We start from the raw sequence: 26375 nt of genomic DNA on the forward strand, positions 1-26375 counted from the left end.
TAGTTGAGCATAAAAAAAGTACGACTTGGATTCTTTTTTCCAAGTCGTTATTGAAAGGGTTTAAATTTAGCTCAGTCAGCTAATTCATAAGGGATATAAATTGGATTCCATATATTGGCAGCCAGTTCAATTTCAAGCTCAGCCTCATTGACCCCAGCCAGACCTTCTGAAATGGCTTGTTTCCCCACGGCTTTAGCTACCGCAAGACTAATGGCGCGAAGATCTGCAATGGGGGGGAGAAGATTGGCCGACTTATTTTTTCTTGCAGGAGAACATTCTGCTAGCGCAAGCGCCGAGGCCTTGATCATGCCATCAGAAACACGTTTTGCTTTTGCTGAGATGATACCTAATGCTAATCCTGGGAAGATGTAGGAGTTATTTGTTTGGTCAATATGAAACACTTTTCCATTATACTGAACGGGTTCAAATGGACTTCCTGTTCCTATCAGAGCACGTCCATCAGTCCAAGTGAGAAGGTCTTGTGGCACTGCCTCACTATGAGAGGTTGGATTAGAGAGAGGGAAAATAACAGGTCTGTCTGTGTATTTAGCCATGGTACGCACCACTTCTTCGGTAAACGCACCTTGTTGCGCCGAAACCCCGATTAATGCGGTAGGTTTTACATTACGAACGACATCCAGCAAGCTAATTTCCTCACGGTTACTGACTTGCCATCCAGCGACTTCGGAACGTTTGCGAGCAAAAGCGGCCTGATCATCTGTCAATCCTTTACCGCCTTCGACCAGAAGGCCATATCTATCTACAGCATAGATGCGATCTCCAGCTTCTTCATCGCTTAATCCTGCCCCCTTAAGAGCACCGCGTATTAATTGCGCAATTCCATGGCCAGTTCCCCCAAAACCAAGGAACACAATTTTTTGATCCTTGAGTGGAATTCCAGTGACATTAATAGCGGAAAGCAGTGTACCTGTCGCCATTGCAGCAGTTCCCTGGATATCATCATTAAAAGTACATAGTTTGTCTCGATACCGGCTCAACAAACGAGCCGCATTTGCACCAGCGAAATCCTCCCATTGCAGTAGAACATGTGGCCAACGACGTTTTACTGCGGATATAAATGCATCAACAAATTCATCATACTCAGCACCGCGAATTCGCTTATGCCGCCAGCCAATATAAAGCGGATCGGCCAATCGTTCTTCATTGTCTGTTCCTACATCCAGTAAAATGGGTAAACAATATTGAGGTGGAATACCAGCCAAAGCAGTGTACAGTGCCATTTTACCAATCGGGATTCCCATTCCACCTGCACCTTGATCACCAAGGCCAAGAATACGTTCACCGTCACTGACGACAATACATTTAATCAAGTCATAACGTGGATGAGAAAAGATTTTATCAATCAGGTTCTTATTGGGATAACTAAGAAATAGACCGCGAGGCTTACGAAATACTTCACTGAACTTTTGACATCCCTCCCCAACTACAGGGGTATAAACGATTGGGAGCATTTCCTCGATATTGTTAATGATCAATGAATAAAAAAGGGTTTCATTGTTATCTTGCAGATCGCGCAAAAAGCTGTATTTTTCTAACGGGGTTGGCAATGCCGTCAATCCATCATGACGACGTTTTTGCTGTTCCTGTAAGGTACTTACTTGGGGCGGTAATAAACCATGAAGTGCGAAACTATCCCTTTCAGCATTAGTAAACGCAGTGCCTTTATTTAATCTGGAGTTATTGAGCAGATTATAACCGGTTAATTTTGTTTTGATGACGCCATCTTTGAGATATTGAGTTTCTTGATCCGACTTTTTCATTTCAAGGTCCTTTTTGATAAGATTAAGTGTATAAACGTTTACGTTAACAAAGCATCGCAATATTGAGGGCAAGACTCACAGCCATTAAGTGACAACGAATCACCTCTCTCCCAGTAGGCTGGGGTGAGGGTTCATGAACCCACTCAACACCCTCATCCGCCCTAAAGAGCCCCTCCTCCCCACGGGGAGGAGGGAAATGTATTTCACTTAATGGATGTGAAGGCCCCTACTCTGGCAAAGGGATAAATTCTTTTTCATCACCAGGTATTTTCCCAAACATTCCTTCTTTCCAATCCAGTTTCGCTTGCTCAATTCGTTCTCTCGAACTGGACACAAAATTCCACCACACGTAGCGTCTTTCCTCTAAGGCAGCACCTCCCAGAATAATCAGATGCACCTCAGAATCCGCCACCACTTTGAGCTCAGCTCCAGGCTTAAGAACTAACATCTGTGTGGCATTATAGATTATATTGTCAATGATTATCTTACCACTTAAAAGATGAATTGCGCGTTCTTCTACGGTAGGTGGAATGATCCACTCAGAATGTGCCTCCAACTTGCATTCAACAAAAAGTGCATCGGTTTGAGTCATCACAGAAGATTTAAGTCCCATCCACTCCCCAGCAATGACTCGAAAATGCATTCTCTTATCATTATGAGCAGGGATTACGCTTTTATCATAATGTGTAAATGAAGGATTCGTTTCTTCTTTATTAAGAGGTAATGCAAGCCAACATTGAATGCCAAAAAAATGTTGTGGATAAAAACGGTCCTGTTGCGGCGAACGCTCTGAATGAGCAATTCCTCGTCCAGCAGTCATTAAGTTGACCTCACCTGGAACAATAATTTGATGGCTTCCAAGAGTATCTCGATGCTCCAATCGACCCGAGAATAAATAAGTCATCGTTGATAAACCAATATGAGGGTGTGGGCGTACATCAATCCCCTTTCCCGTGTACAGTTCACTAGGACCTGCTTGATCCCAGAAAACAAAAGGCCCCACCGTTCTTCTTTCTTTAGCAGGTAATATACGTTTTACTTCAAATCCACCAAGATCCACTGTTCTCGGAATCAACTCCACGCTGATTTGCTTGGGACAATCCTGAGTCTCACCGATTGGGTCTTTTGCATTAAAATAACTCATACTTCCTACTCTCCTAGACAATTCTAGGCCACAATATTCGTGCTGCAGCATTTGATAAGCATAGCCTAAATTAAGCGTTTCTGTCGCTTGCAAAATAAAAGAAAATTCTTAGACACAATGATAAAAAATTAACTCTCAACCTCTTTAATGACTATACTTATAAATAATTTGTGTCAGGGAAGAATTAATATGAATGCTCATTACTTTGATTGGTCTCAAATAAAAAAATACTTTTTTAGTTTAATCATCATCTTTTTATTTCTAGATTGTTTGAGCATCACCTCTTTTGCAGCCCAACCTATCCTAATAAAAAATCCAGATGGCTCATCTGTAGTGACCAAATCCGATGGCACTCAAATTGTGACGAATGCGGATGGCTCCTCAGTTCAAACTAAGCCCGATGGAACCAAAATTGTAACTAACGTGGATCATTCGTCTGTAATCTATAAACCCGATGGAACCAAGCTCATCACGAACACCGACGGTTCATCAGTTCAAGTGAATCCTGATGGAAAGAAAATTATTAAGGATCCTAGTGGCAAAATTCTCAACTAGTTGAGAGACGTAAAAGCCCTATGCTTATTACGTCAGTCCACTCGCTTCTTAAAAAATTGAATGTGTTGCCAAAGCTTCAATTATTTTAATCAGCCTTCTTACAGGTTTGCTTAAATTTCGCGACGAATTCATCGAGCATGTTTTGCGTTAACTTATTTTTACCTTCAGCATTATAAGAAGCAAATAGTTGATTAAAACATGGCTGGAGTGTTCCTTGCTCAGTCATTTCTTGCATGTCTTTAGCATGTTCTAAATCAACAAAATTCAACTGCAACTGCGCATTGGAGTTCAGCTCATAATATGCTTTTGCAACACAACAAATGGCACAAGCCGCCAAATCATCATACGCTTTAACTTTTAAATCAGATGTCTTAGATAATGCAATAAGATCATAGGCGGTCAGGTTTTGGCTAAAACTTAAGTGATTATTTACTACTGATACATCTTGTACGCCACCATTACAACGATCACCACCAACCAGCATTTCGATTTCTAACGTTCGGGTATTTTTTCTCTTTACCTTATAGAGGGTAGTGAAGTCTCCGGTACCCCCGCCGCTATTGATGGTGTAAAGCCAATACTCATTATTTCCAGCATTAAAAAATTTATAATAACTATATCCTTCTGCTGGACCTGGATATTCAGGATCTTGCCAATTATAGCCTATATACCCTTTAGCAATTAAACTGGAATTATGTCCTTTTACAGCATATTTAGCTTTCGCTAATCCACAGTCTTCCAGATCAATTTCATTGCCTTCGGAGTTAAAAAAACATAGCGCATCAATGGGTTGATTATGGAACATCAAATCAGCAGGAACAGCTGCACTAATTTTTGCGGCAAATACCGAGGAAAAAATAATAAAGCCGAGTATTCCAATCTTCATTTTAAAAGCCATTCCTTAAATGTTTTACTGCTGCTAACGTTTTATTCAACAGAATAAACCATACCCGTTTGTGCACCCTCAACGCTTTTACTAAACGCCAAAGCAACGCGACGTGCGGGTACCGATTCAAATCCGCGAAAAAAAGGAGCATATCGATTCATTGATTCTGAGAGAACAGTAGGGCTTACCGCATTAATACGAATATGATGAGGTAATTCAATCGCCGCACTTTTTACAAATGAATCAATCGCGCCATTGACCATGGCTGCAGAGGTACCCATAGGGATTGGATCATGACTTAAAATACCACTAGTTAAAGTAAATGATCCCCCTTTATTGATGTATTTTATCCCCTCTAACACCAGTCGCACTTGCCCCATTAATTTACTATTCAGACCTAAAGTATATTGTTCCTCAGAAAATTTGGTTAATGCTTCAAAACATACTTCTCCGGTTACAGCAACAACGGCATCGAACGAACCGATTGATTGGTAAAGTAATTCAATCGAACGGGTATCTCGAATGTCAACTTGAAAATCACCCCTCGTATGCCCCACTGTAATTACCGTGTGGCGTTGAGCTAATTCTTCACAAACTGCATCACCTATTGTTCCAGTTCCACCAACTACGATAACTTTCATTTTGCTTTTCCTTTTGTCAGAGATCAGTCCTTACCAAGATCTATTCTAGACCATACAGCTGCTCTAGAATGTCATCAATGCCTTTTCGAGCAGCTAAAATTGCTGAGGCAGTTTTACAGTTCATATGATTTGCATCCCCTAACAGCCTGTAAGAACGATGCAAATTCGTTCTGGCATTAAACCAGTATTCTTTTAATATGAATTGCCCGCCATGCTCTACTAATCGGGCAGACTCTTGCATCAAAGAGGAACAAGGGTTTGTTTGATTCGTACTTAATTCGTCAATTTTTTGCGATAATTCATGACATTGATTGGCAAGATAAGCTTTCTCCTCTTCAGGCATGCTGTATGCAGAAAGAGAACATAGTAACAGTGAAGTACTGATAAGAAGTTTTTTGAGCATTTGATCATCCTTTAACAATTTAGGTCCAAAATGTTCACACAAGATTCTTACATGGTATTTTTCACTTTTCAATCCTGGCTATCATGAACTGACAACTCGTTACTCAATAAAAAAAATCGATTAATAAAAATAATGAGTGTGCGATAATAAATCTTATCTATTCGATAATATTTAAGACTTTGTTAATAATAGATTGATAGTATGTAAAATAATCAAAACCTGGGATCATGAAGATGTTTCACTATTACGCTGATCAGCTAATTGCAAATTATTATAAATGGGGAACTAACGAGAAAGGAGTGCCCGAGTTTTATCATTTAGATAATAACCAATGGACACCAATTCCCATTCTAGACAAGAAAAAAACCAACAGGGGTTGGGTATATGATCTGGGTAAAATTCATTCAGTTCAGATTACTCTGCATACATTTAATGATTTTAATAGTATGAGTTTGTCACTTTTTACTCCTCCAAAAGAAGGTATTTTTGGAAACACCCAAATTATTCCACTTCATTTAATAAATAAAAATTTAGTGCCATTTCAACAGGAGACCGCGAAGGTTCCTGTTGAAACCATATCCCATAAATCGGCTCCTCCATCTCAACCCAACAGCAAGTTAAAAACTTATAGCCTGACCCCTGCTCAAAAAGAAAGGCTGGAGCAACATAAAGAAATGCTTAAGGGTCGTTGGTTTGAACGTCGTATCCATGATTATTTATTTTTTTGCCAGGGACGTACCAAAACTGAGAAAATCAGAGAGATCACTAAATTGCTTCATGGCGAGGCCTGCGATCCTGATGTGGTGGAACAAGGACGTACTGGCAAAATTGTAAAAGGATAAATGGTTATTTTCAGACTGAATTTATTGCGCCCGAAACCAATTGAAGTGCCGCCGCAATGTGGCACTGATTCTCAGAGAGAACACCAATAAGTCGTTCATTTTTATAGTGCTCTTCATTACCTCATCCTTTTGTATCACATAGAGGTTACGCTGACTTATCTTGGATTCTTTATTTCTGTTATTGATTGCATGATAATAAAGGCTGCAAAAAAAATCATCTATTTTTATTCGATAAAAATAATAAAAAAGGACAATTATGTATCGATTTATTACTAAATTATTCTCTTGTGTTCTGGTTTTAATGAGCACTTCCGTTTTTTCTGCCCCCATCGAAATCTATCTTGAACCCAATAAACCTGCTGTTTTGGCCAATACGAACAAACAGACACTTTCTTTGTTATGTGAAATACATGCGGTGGCAAGCGCAAAAAATTATATTTCCATTCAGGTGATTAGTGGAAAAGGTATGTTCAATGGAACGAGCCTGAAACAAGGTGATTCTTTAGTTTCTGCTTTAACCAACCTACAACAAATTCCCATAGCAGCAGATCCTGGAGCCAAAGCTCAGGTCACGAATTTAGCCACTCAACCAATAAAAGCCGTATGTAACTAAGGTACCTAACCTCATTCAGGCTGGTTCCATCCAGCCTTCACTTTCTGCCATAATCTGCATTCTCACCTGGAAAAACACCCTAATCTAAGGCATCATAATTCCTGCTTTGCTCTTCGAGGGCAGCTATATCATTACTACAAATATACTGCTGCAAGCGATTAAATTTCTCTTCATCCCACCCATAGATACCCAAGCGAAGAAGGCGTTGAATCACCGTGTCGTCAAAACGTTTTTTAACCAATTTAGCAGGGCTACCGGCAACAATACTGTAAGGTTCAACATCTTTTGTCACCACACTATTGGCTGCGATAATCGCTCCCTCACCAATGGTGATACCCGGCATAATCATGGAGCGCATGCCAAGCCACACGCCATCATGAATGATTGTATCCCCCTTGCCTTGGTATGCTTGTACATAATTGTCTGCAAAAGGATACAAGCAAAACCAATCCGCACGGTGATTATGATTCCCTCCCAACATAATAATTACCTCAGCCGCAATACAGACATAATCCCCAATAAAGAGTTGGTCAATATTCCATTGTGGCTGCCAATTTTTTAAACTGAACTCATCTCCATAGAGATACCTGACGACCGTTTCCTCAAAACTCCCTGTCCATGCATCACTGTAGTAACTGTGGGTGCCTTTAATATGAATGTTGCGATTCTTGACATTCTTGTGCAGGTACTCCACTCGAGACCAATGTTTTTCTACTGCCGTCATGATGATGATCGTTCCTTTAAAAAGTTTCATTCTATCCAAAAAGGCAGCAAAAACTAAATTTTTTCAAATATTGTGGATAACCCAAAAAACATTCGTTATCCTCAATGAGGAAGGAGTACTATTAAATCAAAGGAGTGATAAATTATGAATTTTTTCAAAAGAATGGCTATTCCTGTTCTTTCCCTTATATTTGCTTTACCAACTTATGCAGCAGATACGGCAGGTGGCGGAGACTTTCAAACGCTTTGTACTAATGCTTGGATGAAAAAAGCAGATGAAGCAAAAGATAAAGTAGACTTTAAAAATTTTGGCGAAAAATATTGTGGTTGTGCTGCCAAACAACCTTTAGACAATGATGCCGCAGTTCAAAAAGCAGTCCATCTCTGCATGTCAAGAACCCTGCTGCATGATGCAATGGATTCGTTGGAGGATGAAGTAGGATTGAGTAAAGCAAAAGACAGCGACGTAGCTGATTTTTGCCAAGACAGATGGAATCTCGTTGATCCCAAACAAACAGATGAGGATAAGAAATTAATTAGTGCCTATTGTGAATGCGCTAAGCCCAAGCTAGTGGATCTGCTCAAAAGATCAAATGATATGACTGATAAACAATATAGCGATGAAATAGATAGCATTGCTGATAATTGTGCTGATAATGCTGTTGCCTCAAAACCCACACCAACAAACTAATCAATGTCCCGTCTCCCTCAAAGGGGGAAGACGGGGACATTTTCTCAAGTGGGATCCGATATATTAATCGAAACTCCTTCCAGGAATAATAAAGGTTTTTTTATCGCATTGGCCCACTTACTCCCCCAACATATTCGGCAAGGAACAAATCTCCTAATGCAAGCGATCTTTTCTTTGGAGATGTAAATCATACAGGTGCGAAAAGCAATATGATATTCCAAACCAGCACCAATTTTTTGTGCAATTGCGTCACAATTAGGTTCAATAATTTGTGTTGCTAATGCTTCAGAGGCAAGTATGGATGCTTGGGGAGGTAAATTACTATAAATACTTTTAAATTCGTTGTCATAAAAAACCATTTCTTTCTCTAAACAATAAGCATAACGATCCCGAGTCAGAGAAAATTGGCATTTACCGCTGTATCGCAAATAATTCGCATGCACATGAGCCGAAGCTAAAAAAAAACTGAATAAAAAAACAATATAATATGTTTTTTTCATCATACCCTCACCTGGTTTAGTAGTCCGGCTTTTGTGCCTAGTTTAGTTAAATGGAAACGACTTAACCCACTATAAATGCTAACGACGCATTAATTCAACTAGGCTGTGTGTTATGATTAATAACTGAATAAAAAGTAGTGATTCCCCCATGCAACACACAAAATATGGTTATAAAGTAAAACAAATCACCGAAAGTCCTGGATGCAGCTGGTTATTCTTACCCGGTGGTCCTGGTTTGGGCTCTGAGTACCTCAATAACTTATGCAGTAGGTTGCAGTTGCCTGGATCTATTTTTCTATTAGATTTCCCGCAAGATGGCATCAATACTCAAGGAAAACTTGATATCAAGTATTGGCAAGAGGGTTTAATTGATTTATTAAAAGACTTTCCTAAACCGGTATTAGTCACCCACAGCTTTTCCGGGATGTTTGCATTAAATTTGCCGGAACTAAAACATTATCTGACAGGTCTGGTATTAATGAATACCACCACCGAAAACAGTTTTTTTCAGCATGTGAGTTCCATGCAACAGCAACACCATTTACCTGATTTACTTCCTCCCGCCAGCCAGTATCATTTGGCACCTTCGGATGAGGCATATAAAATGTTTTGGAATACCTATAAACATTACTGTTTTACCGCGGAAGAATTGGTGGAAGGAGAAAAAATCATGCCTCTTTTTGCCTTTAATAATACTGCTTATCATTATGCCATTGAACATTTTTATCCGGATTATTCATGTAAATGGTTTCCAGAAACAATACCCACCATGACCATTGCCAGTGAGAATGACTTTATTTGTCCGCCCCTAATTTTTATGAACAATGAAAAATTCCAAGACAAAAATTGTATCCATAAAATAATTAGCAACGCAGGTCATTGTCCTTGGTTACTGTTTTTCCATGAGGTGCAGCTTTGCTTTGATGATTTTGTAATGAAACTAAATTCTGTGACAACGAATGAGTCGCCCTATTGATTAGGAGAATAAAATGTATCCAATGACAACCGTAACCGGCTCCCTGTTAGCCTTTGCCTATATCTATCTTTCAGCACGTGTTATTACCTTACGTCGAAAATATAAAGTGCGAGTAGGAAGCAAAGAGTTTGTTGATTTGGAAATGGCAATAAGAGCGCACGGCAATTTTGTTGAGTATGTTCCGTTTACACTGATCTTACTCTTTTGTGCAGAAGCAAATAAAGCCAACTGGATGGTGCTTTTAGCTTTGATTTTTTTGTTTATCTTGGGACGAATCTTTCATGCTTATGCGTTTCTTACCAAAGAGCATCCCCTTAAATTTCGTGTCCGTGGGATGATTTTGACCTTTGTCGTTATTGCCTGCCTTTCATTTTTAAATTTAATACTTCTTTTTATAAAATGACAAGGAAGTGAAACGCCCTGAAAAATTTTAACCACTACAGGTGATTATATTTGCCCGTCCTCAGGGGTGATTTACATGGTCTTGATTGATATTTTTGATTGAATCCATTATGTTTGTTATGAAAATCGCTCCATTTAGGTTAAGGAATGACCTACCGTCTTATAAATAAACATGTTGATATTTATAAATTTCCTGATGAACTGGAATCCAATTTAGGTTCAATTACTCTTGGCGATTTACATGGCAATCCAATCAAACTCATTCATTTTCTTTTTCGCCATCAAATCATTCAATTCAACCATAAAATTAAGAATGTTGAGGCAGCTTATCAACAATTTGTAACGCTTTATGAGCAGTACGGGGCGCTTCTTGAGGAATATTTGGAAAACCGTACGCTCTTACAATTTACACAAATCAAAATAGATAATGCTCAAGAACGAATTGCCAATCTAGAGAAACAAATAATCACCGCAACAACTGCTAAAACTCAAACACTGAACACCTTGTCTCAAGCCCTAATCAAGCTACAAGCCGCTGAAGAGGAGCAACAGAAGTTAAAACAAAAATTATCTGAACCCAAAGAGAAGCTGGCTTACTGTGTTAGCCAATTTAATGATTTCATGTCCCAATTAGAAATCCACGATAATCAAACCCTGATTCGCCTTATTGGAGATGAAGTAGCTGATCGCGGAAATTGCGATTATTTCACCTTTAGAATTCTTAGTATGCTTCGTCGAAACCATTGCCCATTAAATGTTTTGATTTCAAACCATAGCAGCGAGTTTATTTATGCTTTTGAACAATTCACGGCGGGGCAATCCTTTATTCCCCCAGGATATATTGGTGAGGTACAAATTCCTTCTTTTTGGGGACTTAAACTGTTACTTGAGCATGATATTATTCGCCATGAGGAGTTAACCCAGTTAATCAACGAAAGCTATAAACCCTCACTTAAGATATTGGATTATACACTCAATGAAAAGGGTATAACTTTATTTAGCCACGCTCCGTTTCGTTTCGATACCATTCAATTGCTGGCAGCACGTGTTGGAGTAAATTATGATGATTCCACGGCGAATGCTTTAGCGGAAACCATTGATCAGATTAATCATCAATTTCAATTCTTCATTGATAACAATGTCATGCATTCACTTTTTCATACGGATGCAATTCATGACAGGACCAATATGTCAGAACAAGAAAGAACAGCATGGCCTTTAATTCATCTTTTATGGAACCGTTGGGATGACGCTAAAGAAAGCGAGATGGCAAGACCTGCGACTCACAAAGGATACTCTATTACTTATGTTCATGGTCACGATGGTTTTCAAAGTCTTCTGCCGCACATTTATAACCTGGATACCCTTTGCGGCAAAGATTCGCGAAAAAATGAAGAGGGACAGATTAACAAAGCAGTTCGCTTTATCAAAGAGAATCACAATACAAGCATGGATACAACACCATCAGAATCCTATCTTCGAGAAGTTTTAAGATATAAAGTGTTTGACTCAGACGAACGCAGCTTGGCATTTGAAGCGCACAATAAACAAAAAACACCCAGCGTGGATCTCAATGAGAGTATAAAAAAATTAGGCCTTCTTGGAAAACCTATAGAGCAGTGCTTCACTTCATCCGTGGAATTAAATACACCAACAACGCAACCCGGCCCGAGAGAATTAATTATCAGGCCAGAAAACGAAGAAGATAAGGTAGTCTTGACCTATGATCAATATAGATCAAGACCTAATGGATACTGAATTATCGTTGGTGCTGGAAAAATAATTTCTTATCACCGTAATTGGAAGCCAATAAAGGACTTTCCAACATTAATGTCCCTATACGATACTCGATACCTTGATATTCTCCATAGACTTCATAGATTGGGCCCATGGGTACTTGTGCCAAAGAGATTCTGAAGTCTTCTCGTGAATTTTCAGGGATTAAATCCTTAACCAGGCTCGTTGGTCGAAAATAGATCCGCTCAGGGAACACAGGGATTCCATCAAATTTTCCATCACTCGTCCAAGCTGCTAAATGCCATAAAGGAAGATTATTCGCCGGGTCGCGAGTCCATTCAAATATTTTCTCAATAGCACTCAAGGTCCAACTGGTAGGATGAGGTATTTGGTTCGAAAAATCTTTCGCAAAATAATTCCAATTGCCTTGTTGTCCCTCAAGCAAATTCATCACTTGCAAATTTAAAGAAGGATGCTCTGTGATTAAAAATTTAATCGCCATGCCAGGAATATAAGTATCATCAGCTGGAGGAGTTGCTAACGAAAGACGTGCTATGCCTATTCCCCCCGTCTGATAAATACCTGTGAAGGGATGATCTGGTGAGGGAATTAAAGCAATTTTTCCTACTGAACCATTGGCGTGAATGATTTTTACTCGTCCTTCAGGAATTTCATCACTGGCAGTATCAAATGTAGGGCTTAGGTTAAACAATCCTTTTAATTTTTCGAGCACTTCATTAAAACTATTGCCGGTAAGCTGGGGTAAGGGATCCTCTTCATGGCTTGAGGTAATTTCAGCCCATAATAGATCACGCTTTTCATCAGCAGTTAATTCCTGGTAGTAGCAAGGTAATTGAGCATATAAACCAAAACTCATGAAAAAATAGATGAGTCCACTAAAAATCAAAATCAAACGACGATTCACCTCAACCTCCTTGTCTGCAAATTTATTTTTTTGACAGAGTATACGAAATGGCAAGAGTTTTCCAGGTCATGTATTCATTAAGTTTTTTTAAGAAAAATTGGGATAATTGCAACACAAAAGATGAAAAAAGGCCCACTAAACCGGACTTAGCAAGAACATCCCACGCTGTAGCATATACAACAAGAGAAAATTTTCGTAGCACTTGGAATCACAGCAAATAACCTCGGTTAGGTTTTTGCCCTGGCCACATTCAGCGTGTCCCAAATCATGACTTCATAAAATGGTCATAAATAGCACGACTTGCAAGCGCGATGGCGCGACTGCGTGGATAATCACTGGCTGATTTCGATTTAACATATACTGCAATTGCAACATGGCCTTTATTATTGGGTAAAGTAATAATGCCAACGTCACTCACGAAACGATACAGTTTTTTCGACCCAGGGTATCTTAAATAGTCCCGCTCATAAATAGACCATGTTCCTGTTTTATGGGCTACTTTAACATTGGAAGGCAATAATCCTTTTATTCTACTGCGACCAGTTCGGCATTGCTCCATGATGTTCATAAGAAGATTAGTACTTGATTCTGAAAGTGCTTGTTTTTTATATAATTTAACCAACAATTTTGCCATATCATTAGGTGTGGTGGTATCGCGGATGTCCTTTTCAAAACGCTGCCAAGCTTGCTGCTTTTCTTTCAAAGGAACACGATTCGATATTTTTTGCCAAGAATATACCGGCTGGCGTTTTGTTAAAAAGGAACGATCCACATGATTTGTATCCACAAACATTTCCATAATGGAGCGATTAATAAAAATATTGTTTAAACCAAGCGCACTCATACGCTGTGCTACATATTTAGGACCATTAGCAGCCTGTAATAATGCATCACTTGCACTGTTATCACTATTTTTGAGGGTATGCATCAAGATTTGTTTCAAAGAAATATTCAATTTTTTCTTTTCGAATAAATAATGAAGTGCCCCAGAGCCAGGAACCGAATTACGTGCATCCATTTTAATTACACGATTTAAAGAGTCTTTTTTCTCATCAACGCGGTGTAAAAAAGCCATCGCAATAGGTAATTTGATTGTACTGGCCATGAAGAAACGCTGATTGCTATTATGTGCAATTACTTTATTTTTTTCTATATAAATGGCAGTAATCCCCATGACTGTATTTGAGTTTTTTTCAATAGCATTTAATTTTTTAATCAGTTCTGCATCGCTTGGAGCAGCAAAACCGCTCACTGAACAGACAAGACCCAAAAACCAACACGCCAGTAATTTTTTCATAAGGTATTTAATCCATTGCTCATTATTTTTATTCAATTTTTTAGCGTAATAACCAGTAATATATTCACTACTGTATCTTTTAAATCGTATGATAAAGCGTACGTTAGAAATTTCCCTATCCGCATGTAACAGTCCATAGTGTGTTAGGATGGTTTGTGACTTAGATAAGGGATTTAATTTTCTTTATCGCATTGTGACCATTTTCACTGTCGATGCAATAAAACTTATAATGCATGTAGCAATTTTTATTCTATTTTTAAATTGATTACAACCTATTGCACACTTTGAGAAACATATTGCCCTCTATTGATTCACAAAGAATAAAAAATACCCATCACACTCTCTTCTTGGTTCACCTCCTTTAAAACAAATTCATTCCTATTATCCTGAATAAAACTTCGGCTGCTTATTTCTCTATTGTGGTATTTGCTGCAAGCGGCGATTAAAAGTCCTAAATTAACAAAAATATGGCCGCAAATTATATACAACACCCAAAGATCATCAAGAATCATTTTGATTTAAGTCTTCGTGCTTACTCTTTTGGCTCATCCTTTAGCGTTCGTAAGAAGATAGGAATTTTCCATATACTTGATTAATTCCTCCTTATTCACCGGCATCTGAGTTAAACCTATATATTTATCTGGACGAACCAATACAGCAGTAGGTCGATCAATTTTAAATCGTTGATGCATCTTTTGATTTTCATCAATCAAGATGGAAATCTCTTCATCAACTGCAGTCATTTCAGATTGAGGCAGTATAATATGAGTCTTGATTAAACCTTTAAATTGCTGCGTAACAGCCCTTGCAAGTTCAGAGAAAACCAACCGTTGGTTATTATTGTCAGGTTCCAGTCCCATAAATAAAAATAAATGATGCAGCGTTCCTTGAGTAATTTGCTGCAATTCCTTTTTTTCTTTGCTTTTTGCGTCAATAAAAGGAGAATTAATGAGAAATCCACCTATTTTGAATTGGGTTTTTTCACCCAATACTTTGACTATAGGACTGTTCGCATAGCTCACCGACAACTCAGCAAGATTATACATGACAAAATTTTTAACTGCGTCGAATGACATGGCCATCTTTAATAGGAAATTACGTAAAAAAATCATCACCGGATTACTCATCATAATCAAACGAGTCATTACTCCAGTATCTTTTAATACCCCCGCAGCAATTGGATGACGTTCGCGATGATAACTATCCAGTAACGCATCGCTTGCCAGTCCTTTTTGAACCAGTGCTAATTTCCAAGCGAGATTATAAATATCTTGTAATCCGGTATTTAATCCTTGCCCACCCATAGGACTATGAACATGAGCGGAGTCCCCAGCAAAAAATACTCGCCCATAACGATAGTTTTCGATTTGCTTGTGATCAATACCAAATTGACTGATCCAAACTGGATCATGTAATGTTGCAGGATCTGTACAGCGCGCTTTAAAGACGCGAATGATGTCTTCGATTGTGGGGGATTGATGCATGACTTTTTCAGGCGCAGTCATTACCAAACGATAACGTTTGTCTCCCATTGGGAAACACGCAGCAGGTCCTTCATCACTTACGTAGATAATAAATTTATTCTCCGGGAGTTCCCAATCAATAAGCAGATCAGCCAGCCACCAAGTTTGTTTAAAAGAAGAGCCTAAAAATTCAGCATTAACTAATTTTCTTAGCGTACTGTGCGAACCATCGCAAGCAATAATCCAGTGTGATTGTACTTTTTCAATGCTGCCATCAGCTTGTGTTATAGTAGAAACGGTATGGTTTGCTGTTTCTTCGATTTCAGTTAATTCAGTTTGCCATTCAACATGCAAACCTCGATCAACTAACCCCTGATGAAAAATGTGCTCCGTTTTGCTTTGAGGAAGATCAATCACAAAATGATAATCAGCTTCAACATGTGCATAGGTCGCGTGGATTAATTCTTTTCCCTTAGACTTAAACAAAACTCCATCTACTTTTTGTCCCTGGATGAGTACTTCGTCAAGGAAACCACAATCCCTAAGCAGATCAAGTGTTCGAATATGAATGGCCAATGCCTTAGATTTATCACTAAGTGCTGACTTTTTATCAATGATCCGACAACTCAAACCTTGACGAGTCAGCTCGTTTGCACAAAATAAACCAACAGGCCCTGCTCCAACTATTAGTACATCCAATAACTTATCAGACATATTCACTCCGTGTTTTGATCTGGTCATTTAGGGCAAAGAACTATTATTTGAACGGCTTAATCAATACGTTTTATTATAGTATATTAAGCCTAGTTAATCTTCGCCATAGGCACAAAGACCTATTGATTTTTATTGTATTTTTCATATTTAAAAATTCAGCTGCTGCGAACCAACTTCATCACACGATTGAGAAAGTCGGGACCAGGATCATCTTTATCTGTTTGATAATTGGGATCCCGTTCGAGCCAAAGAGAAGTTTTTTTAAAATTTAAATAGTCATTATGTCCGATAACATATTTTATTTTTGGATATTTCTTTTTGAGATAACACACCAAAAAAGCATTTGCTTTGGTTTGGGCGTCGGTTAAATCATCTTTGCTGTCAATTCCACCTACATTTTCAATGCCAATTGCATAATGATTCAATCCTATAACATGTCGTGCCATCCAATGCTCCGGCATGAGTTGATAAATACTTCCATCCCGATCCACTACAAAATGGGTTGATACGTTCAAGTCACCAGGTAGCTCTTTAATTCGTGGTGAATTTTTAGGGAAGGTGGGTGGATTAAATACACGAAAAGTGGCGGCCAACGTCGGAATACACGTCCAATGCAAAACAATCATTCTCGGTTCAATTTCAATGGATGTTGAGTCAATTCCATAATGAGTTAATTGATACTGGCGAGTTAACGCAATACGTTGTTGATCAAATTGAATTGGTGCTTTATGGATTTCTTGCGAATCATTGCAAGAAAAAGCATGCACCATCGAACTTATAAAGAATGAGCAAACTAAGAAAATTTTCATATTATTTTTTTAATACCATAAAATAAGCGGCCACATAATCGGGTAAGTGGCGGGTTGCCTGAGCGAATGCCCCTCTTCCTGCATAGCTACCCGCTAAAAAATCAACTTGATACACATTGTTTTCGAATGCTCCACCTGTGTCCGCAAAAATACCCGCTCGCGTCACCAGATTTCCTGTCCGAGTAGGATATTGCACCATCAATAATTTACCCAAACCAAACTGCTCAAGATCCGCTGCAAAAGTCACCTCCGTATTGACGGTGATTTTATGATCAGCATCCTTTCCATAACCTTTGATGCCTGCCACCTGTTTAAAATACCAATAGCGTTCTTGCTGATAAGGGTTTTGGGTTTTGTCGTAGGCAATATTGTTACAACGATGAACATTAAAGGTCTTTGTCTGGTTTTTACCAAAATCAGCAACCACAGTACCCTGCATCAATGCCGCTTCAATGTCTTCTCGACTCAAATAACCCAGCGCAGGGACATTCTTATTCGTTAAGGCACCCTTTAGGATGGCTTGCTTTCCATATTGAAAGCGTATGAGTCCAGGCTTAGCATCTGCTTCCTCTAGAGTCAGTAACGCCTCATCCTTAGGAAGACCATAAAGAGCAAAAGGATAGGCTGCACTGCGCTTGCTTGATGCCGGAGCACGATGCACGTAATACTTGGTCATTAAAATTTTATCTTTGGGTAAATGAGCAACAAGTGGTTTTTGCGCACTCAGTGACTTGGCTTGCTCAAGGTCGGGATACCATCGAACAAAATCGAAGTGATCTTTAACAAAAGCAGGATTATTCAATTCGCTTTGATGCTGGCATATAAACACCAAGGTCGCTTTTACTCGGGCAAGCGGGACTTTAAAAACTTTTCCTTCATGAATCACTCGAGGATCATAACCATTGCCTTTATTTAAATAAGCCAAGGTTTCTTTAGCTGTAGCACATAAGGCAGGTCCGTTGATTTCATAACGAGCTGTTGGTGATGGTTCAGCTGGCACAAAATGAGGGGCAGCAACAGCCTCAAGGTTCATTAATAAGAAAAAAACACCAAAAAAAACTTTTATTTTCATCGCAGACGACAACTGATTGGTAAATCAAAAGGATATCATAGATAGGTTGTTAATTCTAAAAATGAAACATGAAAAACCAGGGACCCTTAGTTTCAAGATCCCATGATTTGTTTTTTTTCTGTAGCTCACTTACCTAAGAAAAATTAAACAATACTAAACCATTATTGTCTTCGCCATTACTAATATTGCAAAGCCAATCGACTACTAATTGTTGCTTATGCAAAATGGGATCAAAAAAATTCACATGTAAGGTTGCTGTATTATCTTCAAAAACACTTAAGCGACCTGATAACGTTAAGAACTCTCCTGAAGCGTTCTGGATAAAAAACTTCATGGACGTGGTCACGGTATCGGTTAACTCGTTATTAACAGTCTCCTGGCCATGGAAAAAGTTAGTAAAATTAAATCGAGTGGTCGCTCCCTCTAACCGTCTTCTTAATTGAGTCGGGAGTGCGGGGCCTGTGACCTGGCAATTATCAAAATGGATGATTGCGCGTACATCTTCCCCACTCTCAACAGCCTGCACTAATTGAGCAAAATTAGTGATGTTATTATTGATTGTATTATTGATCTCCGTATTTTGTGCATTCGCCTGATTTAAAAAAAGGAGACATGAAACTCCTAGTGCAGCAGCTCGCCATATTCTCATTTATATCCTCCATGATTCGTGCTTTTGGTAATAAAGTCAGCCAAGTGACTAAGAATAAAACCTTAAATACATTAATTGTATAATCTGTTTCTCCATTTTGCCAAATTTTCTAACCCGAGATTATAGTCCCAATCCAGATTTTAAGTAAATTTGCAAGCTAACCACCATTTGACTAATCAAATATTGAGCAAATGAACTATAATTAAATCATCTTAGAGCATAATCTTAAAATTCCTCAGGAGGTAAATGATGAGATTTTTATCTGAAGCAAAAGGCCTAATCACCAAAACATCTAAGACAACAAGCATTATGCAATCCCAACAACAAAGCAGAAGTATATTTTCTGCAAAAAACGCTACTGCTCCAATTTATGATAACCACCTCCCAGGAGTTCCATTAATTATTTCAAACCTTAAATTTTTTACAGACACTACGTTTAGAGGACTAGCTATTGGCAAAGATTTTCTCTCTTCCGTATGGTATGAATCTGGTATCAAGCTAGGGTTCAGAGGTATGTCCTTAAGTGAATTAAAGAAAAATGAATCAAGAGCGATGTTAGGAATGGTAGGAAAAAAAGAGATTGTGGCTTATAACCCTGATGGAAGCAGAGACTTAGTACAAACCAAAGCAAACCTTGCAGCCCATGCATCAGATACTGCAAAAGTTCATGGGATATCTGTTTCCGATAGTATATTTGTGGGATTTAAATTCTCCAGTTTCTTATTACCATCCACTAAAACAGTGGTCGTTGTTGATTATACCAGCATCCCCGCCGATCAACAGTTTTCCCCATTAGCAGAGCATGCTGATACCACTCCATCTCGTAGCCCAGAAGGTGAGCCAGATATATATACGGGTGAGTATGAAAGAACGATAAGCAACGTGCCAGCATGGGCTATTCTCATGAAAATAACCAGGGATGGATTCACATTCAATGTTGACTTGAATCCTTTATATGTAGACCAAGCCATTTTATCACCCCAGCTCAAAGCTGATTTTGATAATTTAACAGAAGAGTTTTATAAAGCATGTCGTGTCGTTAGAGAAGATATTGATCATTCAGACGTACGGGAGTATCGCAAGAGCCTGCATAAATTTTATGAGAATTATGCTATTGAAGCAAAACTGGGAAGCAAACAAATACAGGCCATAAAAGAAAACTTAGAACAATATGGCATGGGAATAGAGGATACTCCAGATACCACACCCACCAAATCTTAGGCAGAGGCAAAAGTCTTCCCTATAAATTACCAAGAGAAATTTATAGAGGAGACTTTTTACACATACTCTGCTTCATTAGAAGCATTATAATATGGGGATAACTATCTCTTCTGCTTAGAAACATAAAGGTCAAGCCAAGCATTAGCGAGATACTATATGCTTTTTATAACACTGGAGACATCCGGTGACTCTCAGTTGATTGCTCTATTTCATTTCGGATAGCATCCAGCTGATTTTGTCCAGATTTTGCTTCAATAGCATAATTCTCATAAAATTTATGAAAATTTTTGCGATATTGATGGACATCAGGATGATCAATTTCCTCTTTCACCACACGACATACCCTATAAAATTCTGCGGCTAAATTATCAAAATCAGCTTTGAGCTGAGGTGATAAAATGGCTTGATCTACATAGAAAGGATTCACATCAGCTCGCACTTTCATTGCATCTTTGGCTAACTTCATAATAATGGCCCAAGCAGGAACTGCACTGATTACTCTTCCTGTTGTTTGCAAGGATAATGTCTTTGTCTCATTCATCGGGGTGAGTTGTGACTCATTAGGGATGTTGTTATAGTCAACCACTAATACATCATGCTTTTTTGGGGGTACAAAATCAGAGAAATGAAACCCTGCTAGCATGCCTTTTGGTTTTTTCGTAGTATCATCTAGGGAGGATTCAAGAAATTTTTGTTTCGTTATTTTTTTCTTTTTATCTAATGCTGAATCTTCATCCCATAATAAACCTAACAGAGTTTGTGCAGGCTTACTACCTAACTCTTCTGCCGATACTTCTCTAAATCCAACAGAAACTCCAGATTCTTTCAACACATCGCTTACAAAATTTTGCCCAATTGGTTGTCCTCTAAACGTAGTATCCTTGAAAAAATTAAGGTCAATAACTCTTAAAGGAACATCTTTTTTGACTTTATCAAAAGCATTACTATGAAAAAAATTAGGTTTCTGATTCGTAACCACTTTATTAGTACGAAGCAAGCTAAATCGTAACATCATAAGATCACCAAACTCATCAATAAATTTTTGATTCTATATCGTCTGATTGTTTATAACAAGCAGCAGGATGAGCAAAAAATAGACACACTAAGCTGCTTCTGCCCCATCAAATTCAGAATCACTCGTTGTCAAACGGTTAAAATACCAAGAACTGTAAAGAGCACCTAAACCACAAACAATTAATCCTAAAGGCAAGGCAATGAGTGATTGCATGAGTAAATAGGCGCTTAAAATAGTTAATATGGATGAGCCAAACATACGTACCGTATGAATTATGGCCAGTGCAAGACCTGCATTTTCCTTATAGTCTGCAAGCATCATCGACATAGTAGCCGGCGCAGTTAAACTAATACCTAAATTACAAATTAATGCAAAAGATAAGATGTATAAATTAAATTCAGAGAGATTTGCGCACAATAACATCGCAAAACCTCCGCTTATAATAAACCAGCTACCAAGATAAATTGTTGAAGCCATGCTGAAATACTTACGCAGCCAAATACCTAAGTAATTTCCAACAATAATATTTAAACCATTAATGATAAAAATAATACCGTACACTAAAGGTGAGTAACCCAATTGATCGATAATAATATAGGACGAATTAATCACTGAAAGCATTACGGCGGCAAAACTAAACATCATAATAAAAGAACCACTCCAAAGTGTGGGCGATGGAATGATCTCTTGATACGCTTTAATCACTTGTTTCACATTAAAAGGCTCTTTGGGCTGCTTCCAAAATGGCGATTCCAATAATCCATTGCGCGATTTCAGTAAAAGTACTAAACCAATAACGGCCATTAGCATGAAATTCGCTTGCCAACTGCAATAAGTAAAAATGAGCGAACCAAATACTGGAGCGAGAATTGGAGATATTGAAACGATCATAGAAACATAGGATAAAACCTTGGCGCGCTCTACAGTATCTTCAAAGTCTCTCGAGATGGAAAATGCAACCAGATTAGCACAACACAGAGCAAATCCCTGCAGTGCGCGGCCTAGAATGAGTACAAAGATATTTGGCGCAAAGGCGCAGATTAAACTGGCAAGAGCGGCAATGAGTAAGCTGCCAGGCAACAAACGACGCCGTCCAAAATGATCAATTAGCGGCCCCCAAACTAATTGAGTCACCCCAAAAACAAACAGATAAATACTTAAGGTTAATTGACTTAAGTTATGTGTCGTACCAAAAAAATTGGTGATATAGGGTAGCGAAGGTTGATAGAGATCAAATGTAAGTAAAGAAAAAGCAGATAGTAAACCAATAAATAAAATCGAAGGTTTTGGTTGTGACATAATATTCATTTTGAAAAAAAATAGTGGGCATTATAGTAAAATCTCTATACTTTTGCTCTAAATTCGCAAAAAAATCTGCAATCAAGATTTTATATGTCTTTCCCTTCTCCCCATGGAGAGCAGGTGCACATCAGCGCGGATGAAGGTTAAATCGAGTAATAACCCTTACCCCTGCCCCTCTCCCAAAAATCGGAGAGAGGCTTTTTTAATAGAAAATTTCTTGGCGCCACGAAATACGACTCGCTGTACCAAGCTAAAAAATCAGCCTTGGCGAATCAGATAATTACTACCCGCATGAATTATTTTTTTCATCCGATTATCTTCTTCAGGATTAGGCTCACAGGCTTTAAATACATCTTTTACTGAGGCAATACTTAGAGGTAGAACAGGCCGACTATCGGTTTCTAAGTAGCCGTCTTTATTCTTAAAAATAGTAAACTGGTCATTAGCAAATTCCTGGCAATCAGTTAATGTTTCATCCTGGCAAATGGAAAACTTGATGGAGCGTTCTACACGATATGACTCACCCACTTCGTCAGCAAAAACTATATCTCCATAGACTACGCTATGGCGGGTCCCGCAAAAATAATAGCCAAATTTGTATTTACCATTCTCAACAACATCAGTACGAATAAACCGTCCTTCGCCTTGAGCTAGACCATTGAGCGTCACAATATGCCGGACCTCTTCTTTGGGGTTGTTTGCAGCTACAGCCAAACCCATTAAAGTCCATCCCATGATTAACAAAGCAATTTTTTTCATTTTTATTCCTTATTTGAAAAACATCCTCAAGGAACATGTCTTTAAGGATTAATAATCAACTCTAATGTCAATTTAGAAAGAAAATATTTTAACCAAACTAACATCGCAGCCCATTATGCAAAAAAGAAAGCCTTTTGAACAGATGAAAAAAATATGACTTATTGCACCAATTTTACCCAGAAAATTGCATTAAATGAGGACAAATTATGTCCGTACGTAGAAAGATTGGGGACTTTTAAGATCCCCAACCTTGAGGTGAAAAACTATTCTATGATTTTTTTGATGTTTTAGATGTTTACCAATTTACTCACTTTGCTTTCTGCCCGATGTGAATGACAATGATTAATAAATGCTAAGACGCCACTATCTGGGGCACAATCTTTAGGACTATGGTGCGACGTATCAGGAATATCTACAGAAGCACCCGCCTCTATAAGCATTTTAATCATTTCTCGGTCACCCCCTGCCACTGCCTTATGTAGCGCCGTTTGACCCAAGTTATCCTGAAGATCTAAAGCTGCCCCAGCGTTCACTAATGCGCGCGCGCAATCCAAATTTTTGCCGGAAACGGCCCAATGCAGAGCTGTGCGTTTATAAGTAGAATCTGTTTTATCTAAATCCGATTTCGACATTGATTTAATGAGAACCTTAAGTTCAAATAATCGCCCCCAAGTTGCCGCTCTTCTTAGCGCCTGATCGTGCACTGGACTACCTAATTCACCCGTTTTACGTAATGAAGCACAGACGTTAGCCAGTTGAACTGCATCTTGTGTCTTACGTGACTCACCCAAAAAAGTAAGCAGTTTTGGGGCGAGTTTTCCACTGGCTTGATCCATAATGGTTTGATTCGTGTCCACTAATCTGGAGCTTATAGAAGAGATTTCTAACAGCTCATGGGTACGCTCCATATCAACCCGGCTTAGTGGCTTCTTAGCAAAAAGCAGGCTTGATAATTCGATAATCATCTGCGGCATGGCACCAAATAAGGAAGTATCACTTGAAACAAGTGATTTCACAGCAATTAAATAAGCTGCAACAAATTCGGTATTGTTTGACATATCTTGATAATAGGTCAGCTTTTTATCCCTCATTGCTTCCAAAGTACTGGTAACACCCGTTGACAAAACCAAATCGCCTGATGAATTAGCAACGGTTTGGCGCATTACTACATTGGGTAAGCTTTGATGGTATTCGATTGCTGGCAGCGACTTGGAAGTAGGCAATGTCGTATCATGATCGTACGCATATTTGATATCCGATTTATTACTGCCAAAATCCCCGACAAGAACATATTTATCTTGACCACTCAACTTAATGTATTGTGCAATTAATTTATAATCTTTAGAAGAATCTACTGCGGCAAGATACATAAAACCATATTTACCTGTCGGAAGTGAGGCTTTCTCAGGATTACTTAATGCCGGTAAATCTTCTGCTTTAGTAATGGTAGGTAAGCCTAAACGGTCCTGGCCAATACCTGCACTGCCAATCAACATATCCTGATCACTAAATGATTCATAAAGCCCGGGTTGATTCATTTTGGCTTGCATACGGTATAAGGTTTGCATGAAGATATCTGCAAAGGCCTCCTGGTTTACATTCCCTACAAATATGAATTTACTGTCAGGAGAAAGAACTCGCTTCACAAGATTAGCTGCTGAATACTTGCAACGATTGGCATCGATAAAGGCTACCACTGTATTTTCAACGGCATCAAACTCTTCCAAGGAAGACAGTCCAACATCAGTCCCCTCTATTGATAAACGACCCTTAACTGTATTGCCGTACATACTTTTAAATCGAGGAACCCCATCAAGCGTACTGACTAAAACGACATCAATATCCTTAACTCCCTGTTTTTCGAGCTCGCGAACAACATCCTTGGCAATATTACCTGCGAAAGCAAAATCACCTTTTGCAGTTGGATTATGACAATTAGCGTGAATAACAATAACCTTACCCATAAAATGAATCCTCTGACTGACCAATTTATGAGCTATATTTTAAAACACCAACCTTAACAAAACCTTAGCATTTAGTATTTTTTATGTTTTGTTAGAGTGTTTTTATTTCACTTGTCATTAAAAACAACTAGATTGTAAGCTAATGAATTTTTCTGGATTAAATGAAGACAAAATGACGCGAGAGCAAGTAACATGTTCAAGTAATGAAGCATTGAGAGGATTTACTTTTCAGCTTTTACCCTTCATGGTAAAATATTGTTCGTACATTAGGGGTGCCCGTTGTGGCTGAGAGGATGAACCAACCCTTTGAACCTGATCTCATTCGTCTGAGCGGAGGAAAATGTGTCTATAGTTATGCTCTCAGGTATTATTGCTTTTATTACTTCTTTTATCGGCTTATTGCCGCAAATTATCAAATCCTTAAAAACACGATCAACTCATGATCTTTCCATGCTCATGTTGGTTAATTACTTCATATGTTCTCTAGCTTGGATTATTTATGGGAGCAGTACGGATTCATTTTTTGTGATCAGTTCTAATGCAGTAGGTTTGATTGTCAGTGTGCTGCTTATTCTTTTAAAAAGACATTATGATGCACGATGTAATTAATTTAACAGGCTATCGATCGATTCTATGCCTCAACGGAGAATTACCTGAGTCATCATTCTTCAAAACATTGAACATGCCCATTATCGCAGCAGATGGGGCGGCCAATAGTTTATTAGAGCGTGGAATTAGCCCGCACTTAATTACTGGGGATTTGGATTCTGTTCGACCATCTCTCTTAGAAAACCATCCTTTTCTTCATTCAGCCGATCAAAATTTTAGTGATTATCAAAAAGCGATGCACTATTTAAAAGAGAATGATTTATTACCTGCCATCATTGTAGGAATCAATGGCGGGCATTTGGATCATGTGTTGAATAACATAAATATTTTTATGGAAACAAATTGTCTTTTGTATGCGCCCCCCATACGCGGCTTTGTTTTAAATGAAAAATCAAGTATGGGGTGCTCATTACCCATGCATACAAAAATTTCATTAATCGGAATACCCACAGCAACTATTTCTTCAAAAGGGCTTCAATGGGAGCTCAATCATTCGCAACTTTATTTTCCAGGAAAAACTTCGTGTTTCAATCGAACACGACTATCTGACATTGTTTTGGAAATTCATCAAGGCTCGGTTTTGGTTTTGATATATGAGCAAATGATTGAGGATGCGGGGCTCATGTTCGCTAATCCATAAAGACAGACAATGATCCTGAAAAACCCGATTATCGGAGAATGG

General features: G+C 38.5%; 27 protein-coding genes and 1 riboswitch. Of the genes, 10 read left to right on the forward strand and 17 right to left on the reverse strand.

The features are described from left to right. Window positions 1-71: 71 nt before the first annotated feature. Entirely contained in the window at window positions 72-1781 is a 1710-nt protein-coding gene (locus ACF8MK_RS03285) for an NAD-dependent malic enzyme (RefSeq protein ID WP_392538145.1), read from the reverse strand. A 226-nt stretch (window positions 1782-2007) separates the two neighbouring features. Beyond that, entirely contained in the window at window positions 2008-2925 is a 918-nt protein-coding gene (locus ACF8MK_RS03290) for a pirin family protein (protein ID WP_392538146.1), read from the reverse strand. Between the two features lie 189 nt (window positions 2926-3114). Here ACF8MK_RS03290 and ACF8MK_RS03295 point away from each other — a divergent pair, with 189 nt between their 5' ends. Next, a complete protein-coding gene (locus ACF8MK_RS03295) occupies window positions 3115-3480 on the forward strand; it encodes a hypothetical protein (protein WP_392538147.1) in 366 nt (121 codons plus the stop codon). An 85-nt stretch (window positions 3481-3565) separates the two neighbouring features. Here ACF8MK_RS03295 and ACF8MK_RS03300 read toward each other — a convergent pair whose 3' ends face one another. From ACF8MK_RS03300 to ACF8MK_RS03310, 3 genes are read right to left on the reverse strand one after another with little or no spacing between them, the layout of a single operon-like run. Continuing rightward, the gene (locus ACF8MK_RS03300) at window positions 3566-4366 is read right to left on the reverse strand and encodes a hypothetical protein (protein ID WP_392538148.1); all 801 of its coding nucleotides are present in this window, start codon (window positions 4364-4366) and stop codon (window positions 3566-3568) included. A 41-nt stretch (window positions 4367-4407) separates the two neighbouring features. Further along, window positions 4408-5007: a short chain dehydrogenase gene (locus ACF8MK_RS03305; RefSeq protein ID WP_392538149.1), complete on the reverse strand. Its 600-nt coding sequence runs from the start codon at window positions 5005-5007 to the stop codon at window positions 4408-4410. 40 nt (window positions 5008-5047) lie between these two features. Continuing rightward, the gene (locus ACF8MK_RS03310; protein ID WP_392538150.1) at window positions 5048-5410 is read right to left on the reverse strand and encodes a hypothetical protein; all 363 of its coding nucleotides are present in this window, start codon (window positions 5408-5410) and stop codon (window positions 5048-5050) included. Window positions 5411-5643: 233 nt separating this feature from the next. Here ACF8MK_RS03310 and ACF8MK_RS03315 point away from each other — a divergent pair, with 233 nt between their 5' ends. Both ACF8MK_RS03315 and ACF8MK_RS03320 read left to right on the forward strand, forming a co-directional pair. Next, complete coding sequence (locus ACF8MK_RS03315; RefSeq protein ID WP_392538151.1) at window positions 5644-6252, forward strand: hypothetical protein; 609 nt, start codon at window positions 5644-5646, stop codon at window positions 6250-6252. Between the two features lie 256 nt (window positions 6253-6508). Next, a complete protein-coding gene (locus tag ACF8MK_RS03320) occupies window positions 6509-6865 on the forward strand; it encodes a hypothetical protein (RefSeq protein ID WP_392538152.1) in 357 nt (118 codons plus the stop codon). Between the two features lie 79 nt (window positions 6866-6944). Here ACF8MK_RS03320 and ACF8MK_RS03325 read toward each other — a convergent pair whose 3' ends face one another. Beyond that, window positions 6945-7619, reverse strand: a complete 675-nt coding sequence (locus tag ACF8MK_RS03325) for a CatB-related O-acetyltransferase (RefSeq protein WP_392538153.1) — start codon at window positions 7617-7619, stop codon at window positions 6945-6947. Between the two features lie 114 nt (window positions 7620-7733). Between ACF8MK_RS03325 and ACF8MK_RS03330 the strand changes: the two genes are divergently transcribed. Further along, the gene (locus tag ACF8MK_RS03330) at window positions 7734-8279 is read left to right on the forward strand and encodes a hypothetical protein (protein ID WP_392538154.1); all 546 of its coding nucleotides are present in this window, start codon (window positions 7734-7736) and stop codon (window positions 8277-8279) included. Between the two features lie 44 nt (window positions 8280-8323). Here ACF8MK_RS03330 and ACF8MK_RS03335 read toward each other — a convergent pair whose 3' ends face one another. After that, window positions 8324-8782, reverse strand: coding sequence for a hypothetical protein (locus ACF8MK_RS03335; protein ID WP_392538155.1), 459 nt, complete (start codon window positions 8780-8782; stop codon window positions 8324-8326). A gap of 145 nt (window positions 8783-8927) precedes the next feature. Between ACF8MK_RS03335 and ACF8MK_RS03340 the strand changes: the two genes are divergently transcribed. The 3 genes from ACF8MK_RS03340 (at window position 8928) to wip (ending at window position 11915) form a co-directional block, all read left to right on the forward strand. Further along, complete coding sequence (locus ACF8MK_RS03340) at window positions 8928-9755, forward strand: alpha/beta hydrolase (protein WP_392538156.1); 828 nt, start codon at window positions 8928-8930, stop codon at window positions 9753-9755. 13 nt (window positions 9756-9768) lie between these two features. Then, complete coding sequence (locus ACF8MK_RS03345) at window positions 9769-10158, forward strand: MAPEG family protein (protein WP_392538157.1); 390 nt, start codon at window positions 9769-9771, stop codon at window positions 10156-10158. 146 nt (window positions 10159-10304) lie between these two features. Beyond that, window positions 10305-11915 carry a Dot/Icm T4SS effector Wip gene (gene wip / locus ACF8MK_RS03350; RefSeq protein WP_392538158.1) on the forward strand — a complete coding sequence of 537 codons (1611 nt, stop codon included), beginning with the start codon at window positions 10305-10307 and terminating at the stop codon, window positions 11913-11915. 1 nt (window position 11916) lies between these two features. On the opposite strand, the gene ACF8MK_RS03355 is transcribed toward wip, so the two are convergent. The 6 genes from ACF8MK_RS03355 to ACF8MK_RS03380 form a co-directional block, all read right to left on the reverse strand. Further along, complete coding sequence (locus ACF8MK_RS03355) at window positions 11917-12819, reverse strand: hypothetical protein (RefSeq protein ID WP_392538159.1); 903 nt, start codon at window positions 12817-12819, stop codon at window positions 11917-11919. A gap of 265 nt (window positions 12820-13084) precedes the next feature. Continuing rightward, entirely contained in the window at window positions 13085-14116 is a 1032-nt protein-coding gene (bla, locus tag ACF8MK_RS03360; RefSeq protein WP_392538160.1) for a class A beta-lactamase, read from the reverse strand. 545 nt (window positions 14117-14661) lie between these two features. Further along, window positions 14662-16293, reverse strand: coding sequence for an FAD-dependent oxidoreductase (locus ACF8MK_RS03365; protein ID WP_392538161.1), 1632 nt, complete (start codon window positions 16291-16293; stop codon window positions 14662-14664). 155 nt (window positions 16294-16448) lie between these two features. Further along, a complete protein-coding gene (locus ACF8MK_RS03370; RefSeq protein WP_392538162.1) occupies window positions 16449-17102 on the reverse strand; it encodes an N-acetylmuramoyl-L-alanine amidase in 654 nt (217 codons plus the stop codon). Between the two features lies 1 nt (window position 17103). After that, the gene (locus tag ACF8MK_RS03375; RefSeq protein WP_392538163.1) at window positions 17104-18174 is read right to left on the reverse strand and encodes a hypothetical protein; all 1071 of its coding nucleotides are present in this window, start codon (window positions 18172-18174) and stop codon (window positions 17104-17106) included. Window positions 18175-18307: 133 nt separating this feature from the next. Next, complete coding sequence (locus ACF8MK_RS03380; RefSeq protein WP_392538164.1) at window positions 18308-18823, reverse strand: hypothetical protein; 516 nt, start codon at window positions 18821-18823, stop codon at window positions 18308-18310. 246 nt (window positions 18824-19069) lie between these two features. Between ACF8MK_RS03380 and ACF8MK_RS03385 the strand changes: the two genes are divergently transcribed. Continuing rightward, entirely contained in the window at window positions 19070-20044 is a 975-nt protein-coding gene (locus tag ACF8MK_RS03385) for a hypothetical protein (RefSeq protein ID WP_392538165.1), read from the forward strand. 163 nt (window positions 20045-20207) lie between these two features. Here the strand turns inward: ACF8MK_RS03385 and ACF8MK_RS03390 are convergent, their stop codons facing one another. From ACF8MK_RS03390 to ankY, 4 genes are all read right to left on the reverse strand, one after another. Further along, window positions 20208-21059, reverse strand: a complete 852-nt coding sequence (locus tag ACF8MK_RS03390; RefSeq protein ID WP_392538166.1) for a hypothetical protein — start codon at window positions 21057-21059, stop codon at window positions 20208-20210. Window positions 21060-21146: 87 nt separating this feature from the next. Then, window positions 21147-22358: a multidrug effflux MFS transporter gene (locus tag ACF8MK_RS03395; RefSeq protein WP_392538167.1), complete on the reverse strand. Its 1212-nt coding sequence runs from the start codon at window positions 22356-22358 to the stop codon at window positions 21147-21149. A 261-nt stretch (window positions 22359-22619) separates the two neighbouring features. Beyond that, the gene (locus ACF8MK_RS03400) at window positions 22620-23120 is read right to left on the reverse strand and encodes a hypothetical protein (RefSeq protein WP_392538168.1); all 501 of its coding nucleotides are present in this window, start codon (window positions 23118-23120) and stop codon (window positions 22620-22622) included. A gap of 287 nt (window positions 23121-23407) precedes the next feature. After that, window positions 23408-25084, reverse strand: coding sequence for a Dot/Icm T4SS effector AnkY/LegA9 (gene ankY, locus ACF8MK_RS03405; RefSeq protein ID WP_392538169.1), 1677 nt, complete (start codon window positions 25082-25084; stop codon window positions 23408-23410). 258 nt (window positions 25085-25342) lie between these two features. Continuing rightward, window positions 25343-25440, forward strand: a riboswitch (TPP riboswitch). On the opposite strand from ankY, the gene ACF8MK_RS03410 reads away from it, so the two are divergent. Together ACF8MK_RS03410 and ACF8MK_RS03415 are read left to right on the forward strand one after the other, a co-directional pair. Continuing rightward, complete coding sequence (locus ACF8MK_RS03410; RefSeq protein WP_265702030.1) at window positions 25427-25693, forward strand: SemiSWEET family sugar transporter; 267 nt, start codon at window positions 25427-25429, stop codon at window positions 25691-25693. It overlaps the preceding riboswitch by 14 nt. Continuing rightward, window positions 25677-26333 carry a thiamine diphosphokinase gene (locus ACF8MK_RS03415; protein WP_392538910.1) on the forward strand — a complete coding sequence of 219 codons (657 nt, stop codon included), beginning with the start codon at window positions 25677-25679 and terminating at the stop codon, window positions 26331-26333. The genes ACF8MK_RS03410 and ACF8MK_RS03415 overlap by 17 nt, the downstream gene beginning before the upstream one ends. Window positions 26334-26375: the final 42 nt, after the last annotated feature.

This window comes from Legionella sp. 227 (genome assembly GCF_043161935.1).
GTDB classification, from domain to species: domain Bacteria; phylum Pseudomonadota; class Gammaproteobacteria; order Legionellales; family Legionellaceae; genus Legionella; species Legionella sheltonii.

What these genes read in the sequence shown, in the direction of transcription:
- ACF8MK_RS03400 (WP_392538168.1), bottom strand. Translation starts at nt 23,120, where the DNA reads ATGAAAAAAATTGCTTTGTTAATCATGGGATGGACTTTAATGGGTTTG.
- ACF8MK_RS03310 (WP_392538150.1), bottom strand. Translation starts at nt 5,410, where the DNA reads ATGCTCAAAAAACTTCTTATCAGTACTTCACTGTTACTATGTTCTCTT.
- ACF8MK_RS03295 (WP_392538147.1), top strand. Translation starts at nt 3,115, where the DNA reads ATGAATGCTCATTACTTTGATTGGTCTCAAATAAAAAAATACTTTTTT.
- ACF8MK_RS03380 (WP_392538164.1), bottom strand. Translation starts at nt 18,823, where the DNA reads ATGAGAATATGGCGAGCTGCTGCACTAGGAGTTTCATGTCTCCTTTTT.
- ACF8MK_RS03415 (WP_392538910.1), top strand. Translation starts at nt 25,677, where the DNA reads ATGCACGATGTAATTAATTTAACAGGCTATCGATCGATTCTATGCCTC.
- ACF8MK_RS03290 (WP_392538146.1), bottom strand. Translation starts at nt 2,925, where the DNA reads ATGAGTTATTTTAATGCAAAAGACCCAATCGGTGAGACTCAGGATTGT.
- ACF8MK_RS03315 (WP_392538151.1), top strand. Translation starts at nt 5,644, where the DNA reads ATGTTTCACTATTACGCTGATCAGCTAATTGCAAATTATTATAAATGG.
- ACF8MK_RS03345 (WP_392538157.1), top strand. Translation starts at nt 9,769, where the DNA reads ATGTATCCAATGACAACCGTAACCGGCTCCCTGTTAGCCTTTGCCTAT.
- ACF8MK_RS03325 (WP_392538153.1), bottom strand. Translation starts at nt 7,619, where the DNA reads ATGAAACTTTTTAAAGGAACGATCATCATCATGACGGCAGTAGAAAAA.
- ACF8MK_RS03365 (WP_392538161.1), bottom strand. Translation starts at nt 16,293, where the DNA reads ATGTCTGATAAGTTATTGGATGTACTAATAGTTGGAGCAGGGCCTGTT.
- ACF8MK_RS03370 (WP_392538162.1), bottom strand. Translation starts at nt 17,102, where the DNA reads ATGAAAATTTTCTTAGTTTGCTCATTCTTTATAAGTTCGATGGTGCAT.
- ACF8MK_RS03395 (WP_392538167.1), bottom strand. Translation starts at nt 22,358, where the DNA reads ATGTCACAACCAAAACCTTCGATTTTATTTATTGGTTTACTATCTGCT.
- ACF8MK_RS03340 (WP_392538156.1), top strand. Translation starts at nt 8,928, where the DNA reads ATGCAACACACAAAATATGGTTATAAAGTAAAACAAATCACCGAAAGT.
- wip (WP_392538158.1), top strand. Translation starts at nt 10,305, where the DNA reads ATGACCTACCGTCTTATAAATAAACATGTTGATATTTATAAATTTCCT.
- ACF8MK_RS03305 (WP_392538149.1), bottom strand. Translation starts at nt 5,007, where the DNA reads ATGAAAGTTATCGTAGTTGGTGGAACTGGAACAATAGGTGATGCAGTT.
- ACF8MK_RS03335 (WP_392538155.1), bottom strand. Translation starts at nt 8,782, where the DNA reads ATGATGAAAAAAACATATTATATTGTTTTTTTATTCAGTTTTTTTTTA.
- ACF8MK_RS03285 (WP_392538145.1), bottom strand. Translation starts at nt 1,781, where the DNA reads ATGAAAAAGTCGGATCAAGAAACTCAATATCTCAAAGATGGCGTCATC.
- ACF8MK_RS03385 (WP_392538165.1), top strand. Translation starts at nt 19,070, where the DNA reads ATGATGAGATTTTTATCTGAAGCAAAAGGCCTAATCACCAAAACATCT.
- ankY (WP_392538169.1), bottom strand. Translation starts at nt 25,084, where the DNA reads ATGGGTAAGGTTATTGTTATTCACGCTAATTGTCATAATCCAACTGCA.
- ACF8MK_RS03375 (WP_392538163.1), bottom strand. Translation starts at nt 18,174, where the DNA reads ATGAAAATAAAAGTTTTTTTTGGTGTTTTTTTCTTATTAATGAACCTT.
- ACF8MK_RS03330 (WP_392538154.1), top strand. Translation starts at nt 7,734, where the DNA reads ATGAATTTTTTCAAAAGAATGGCTATTCCTGTTCTTTCCCTTATATTT.
- ACF8MK_RS03300 (WP_392538148.1), bottom strand. Translation starts at nt 4,366, where the DNA reads ATGAAGATTGGAATACTCGGCTTTATTATTTTTTCCTCGGTATTTGCC.
- ACF8MK_RS03320 (WP_392538152.1), top strand. Translation starts at nt 6,509, where the DNA reads ATGTATCGATTTATTACTAAATTATTCTCTTGTGTTCTGGTTTTAATG.
- ACF8MK_RS03390 (WP_392538166.1), bottom strand. Translation starts at nt 21,059, where the DNA reads ATGATGTTACGATTTAGCTTGCTTCGTACTAATAAAGTGGTTACGAAT.
- bla (WP_392538160.1), bottom strand. Translation starts at nt 14,116, where the DNA reads ATGAAAAAATTACTGGCGTGTTGGTTTTTGGGTCTTGTCTGTTCAGTG.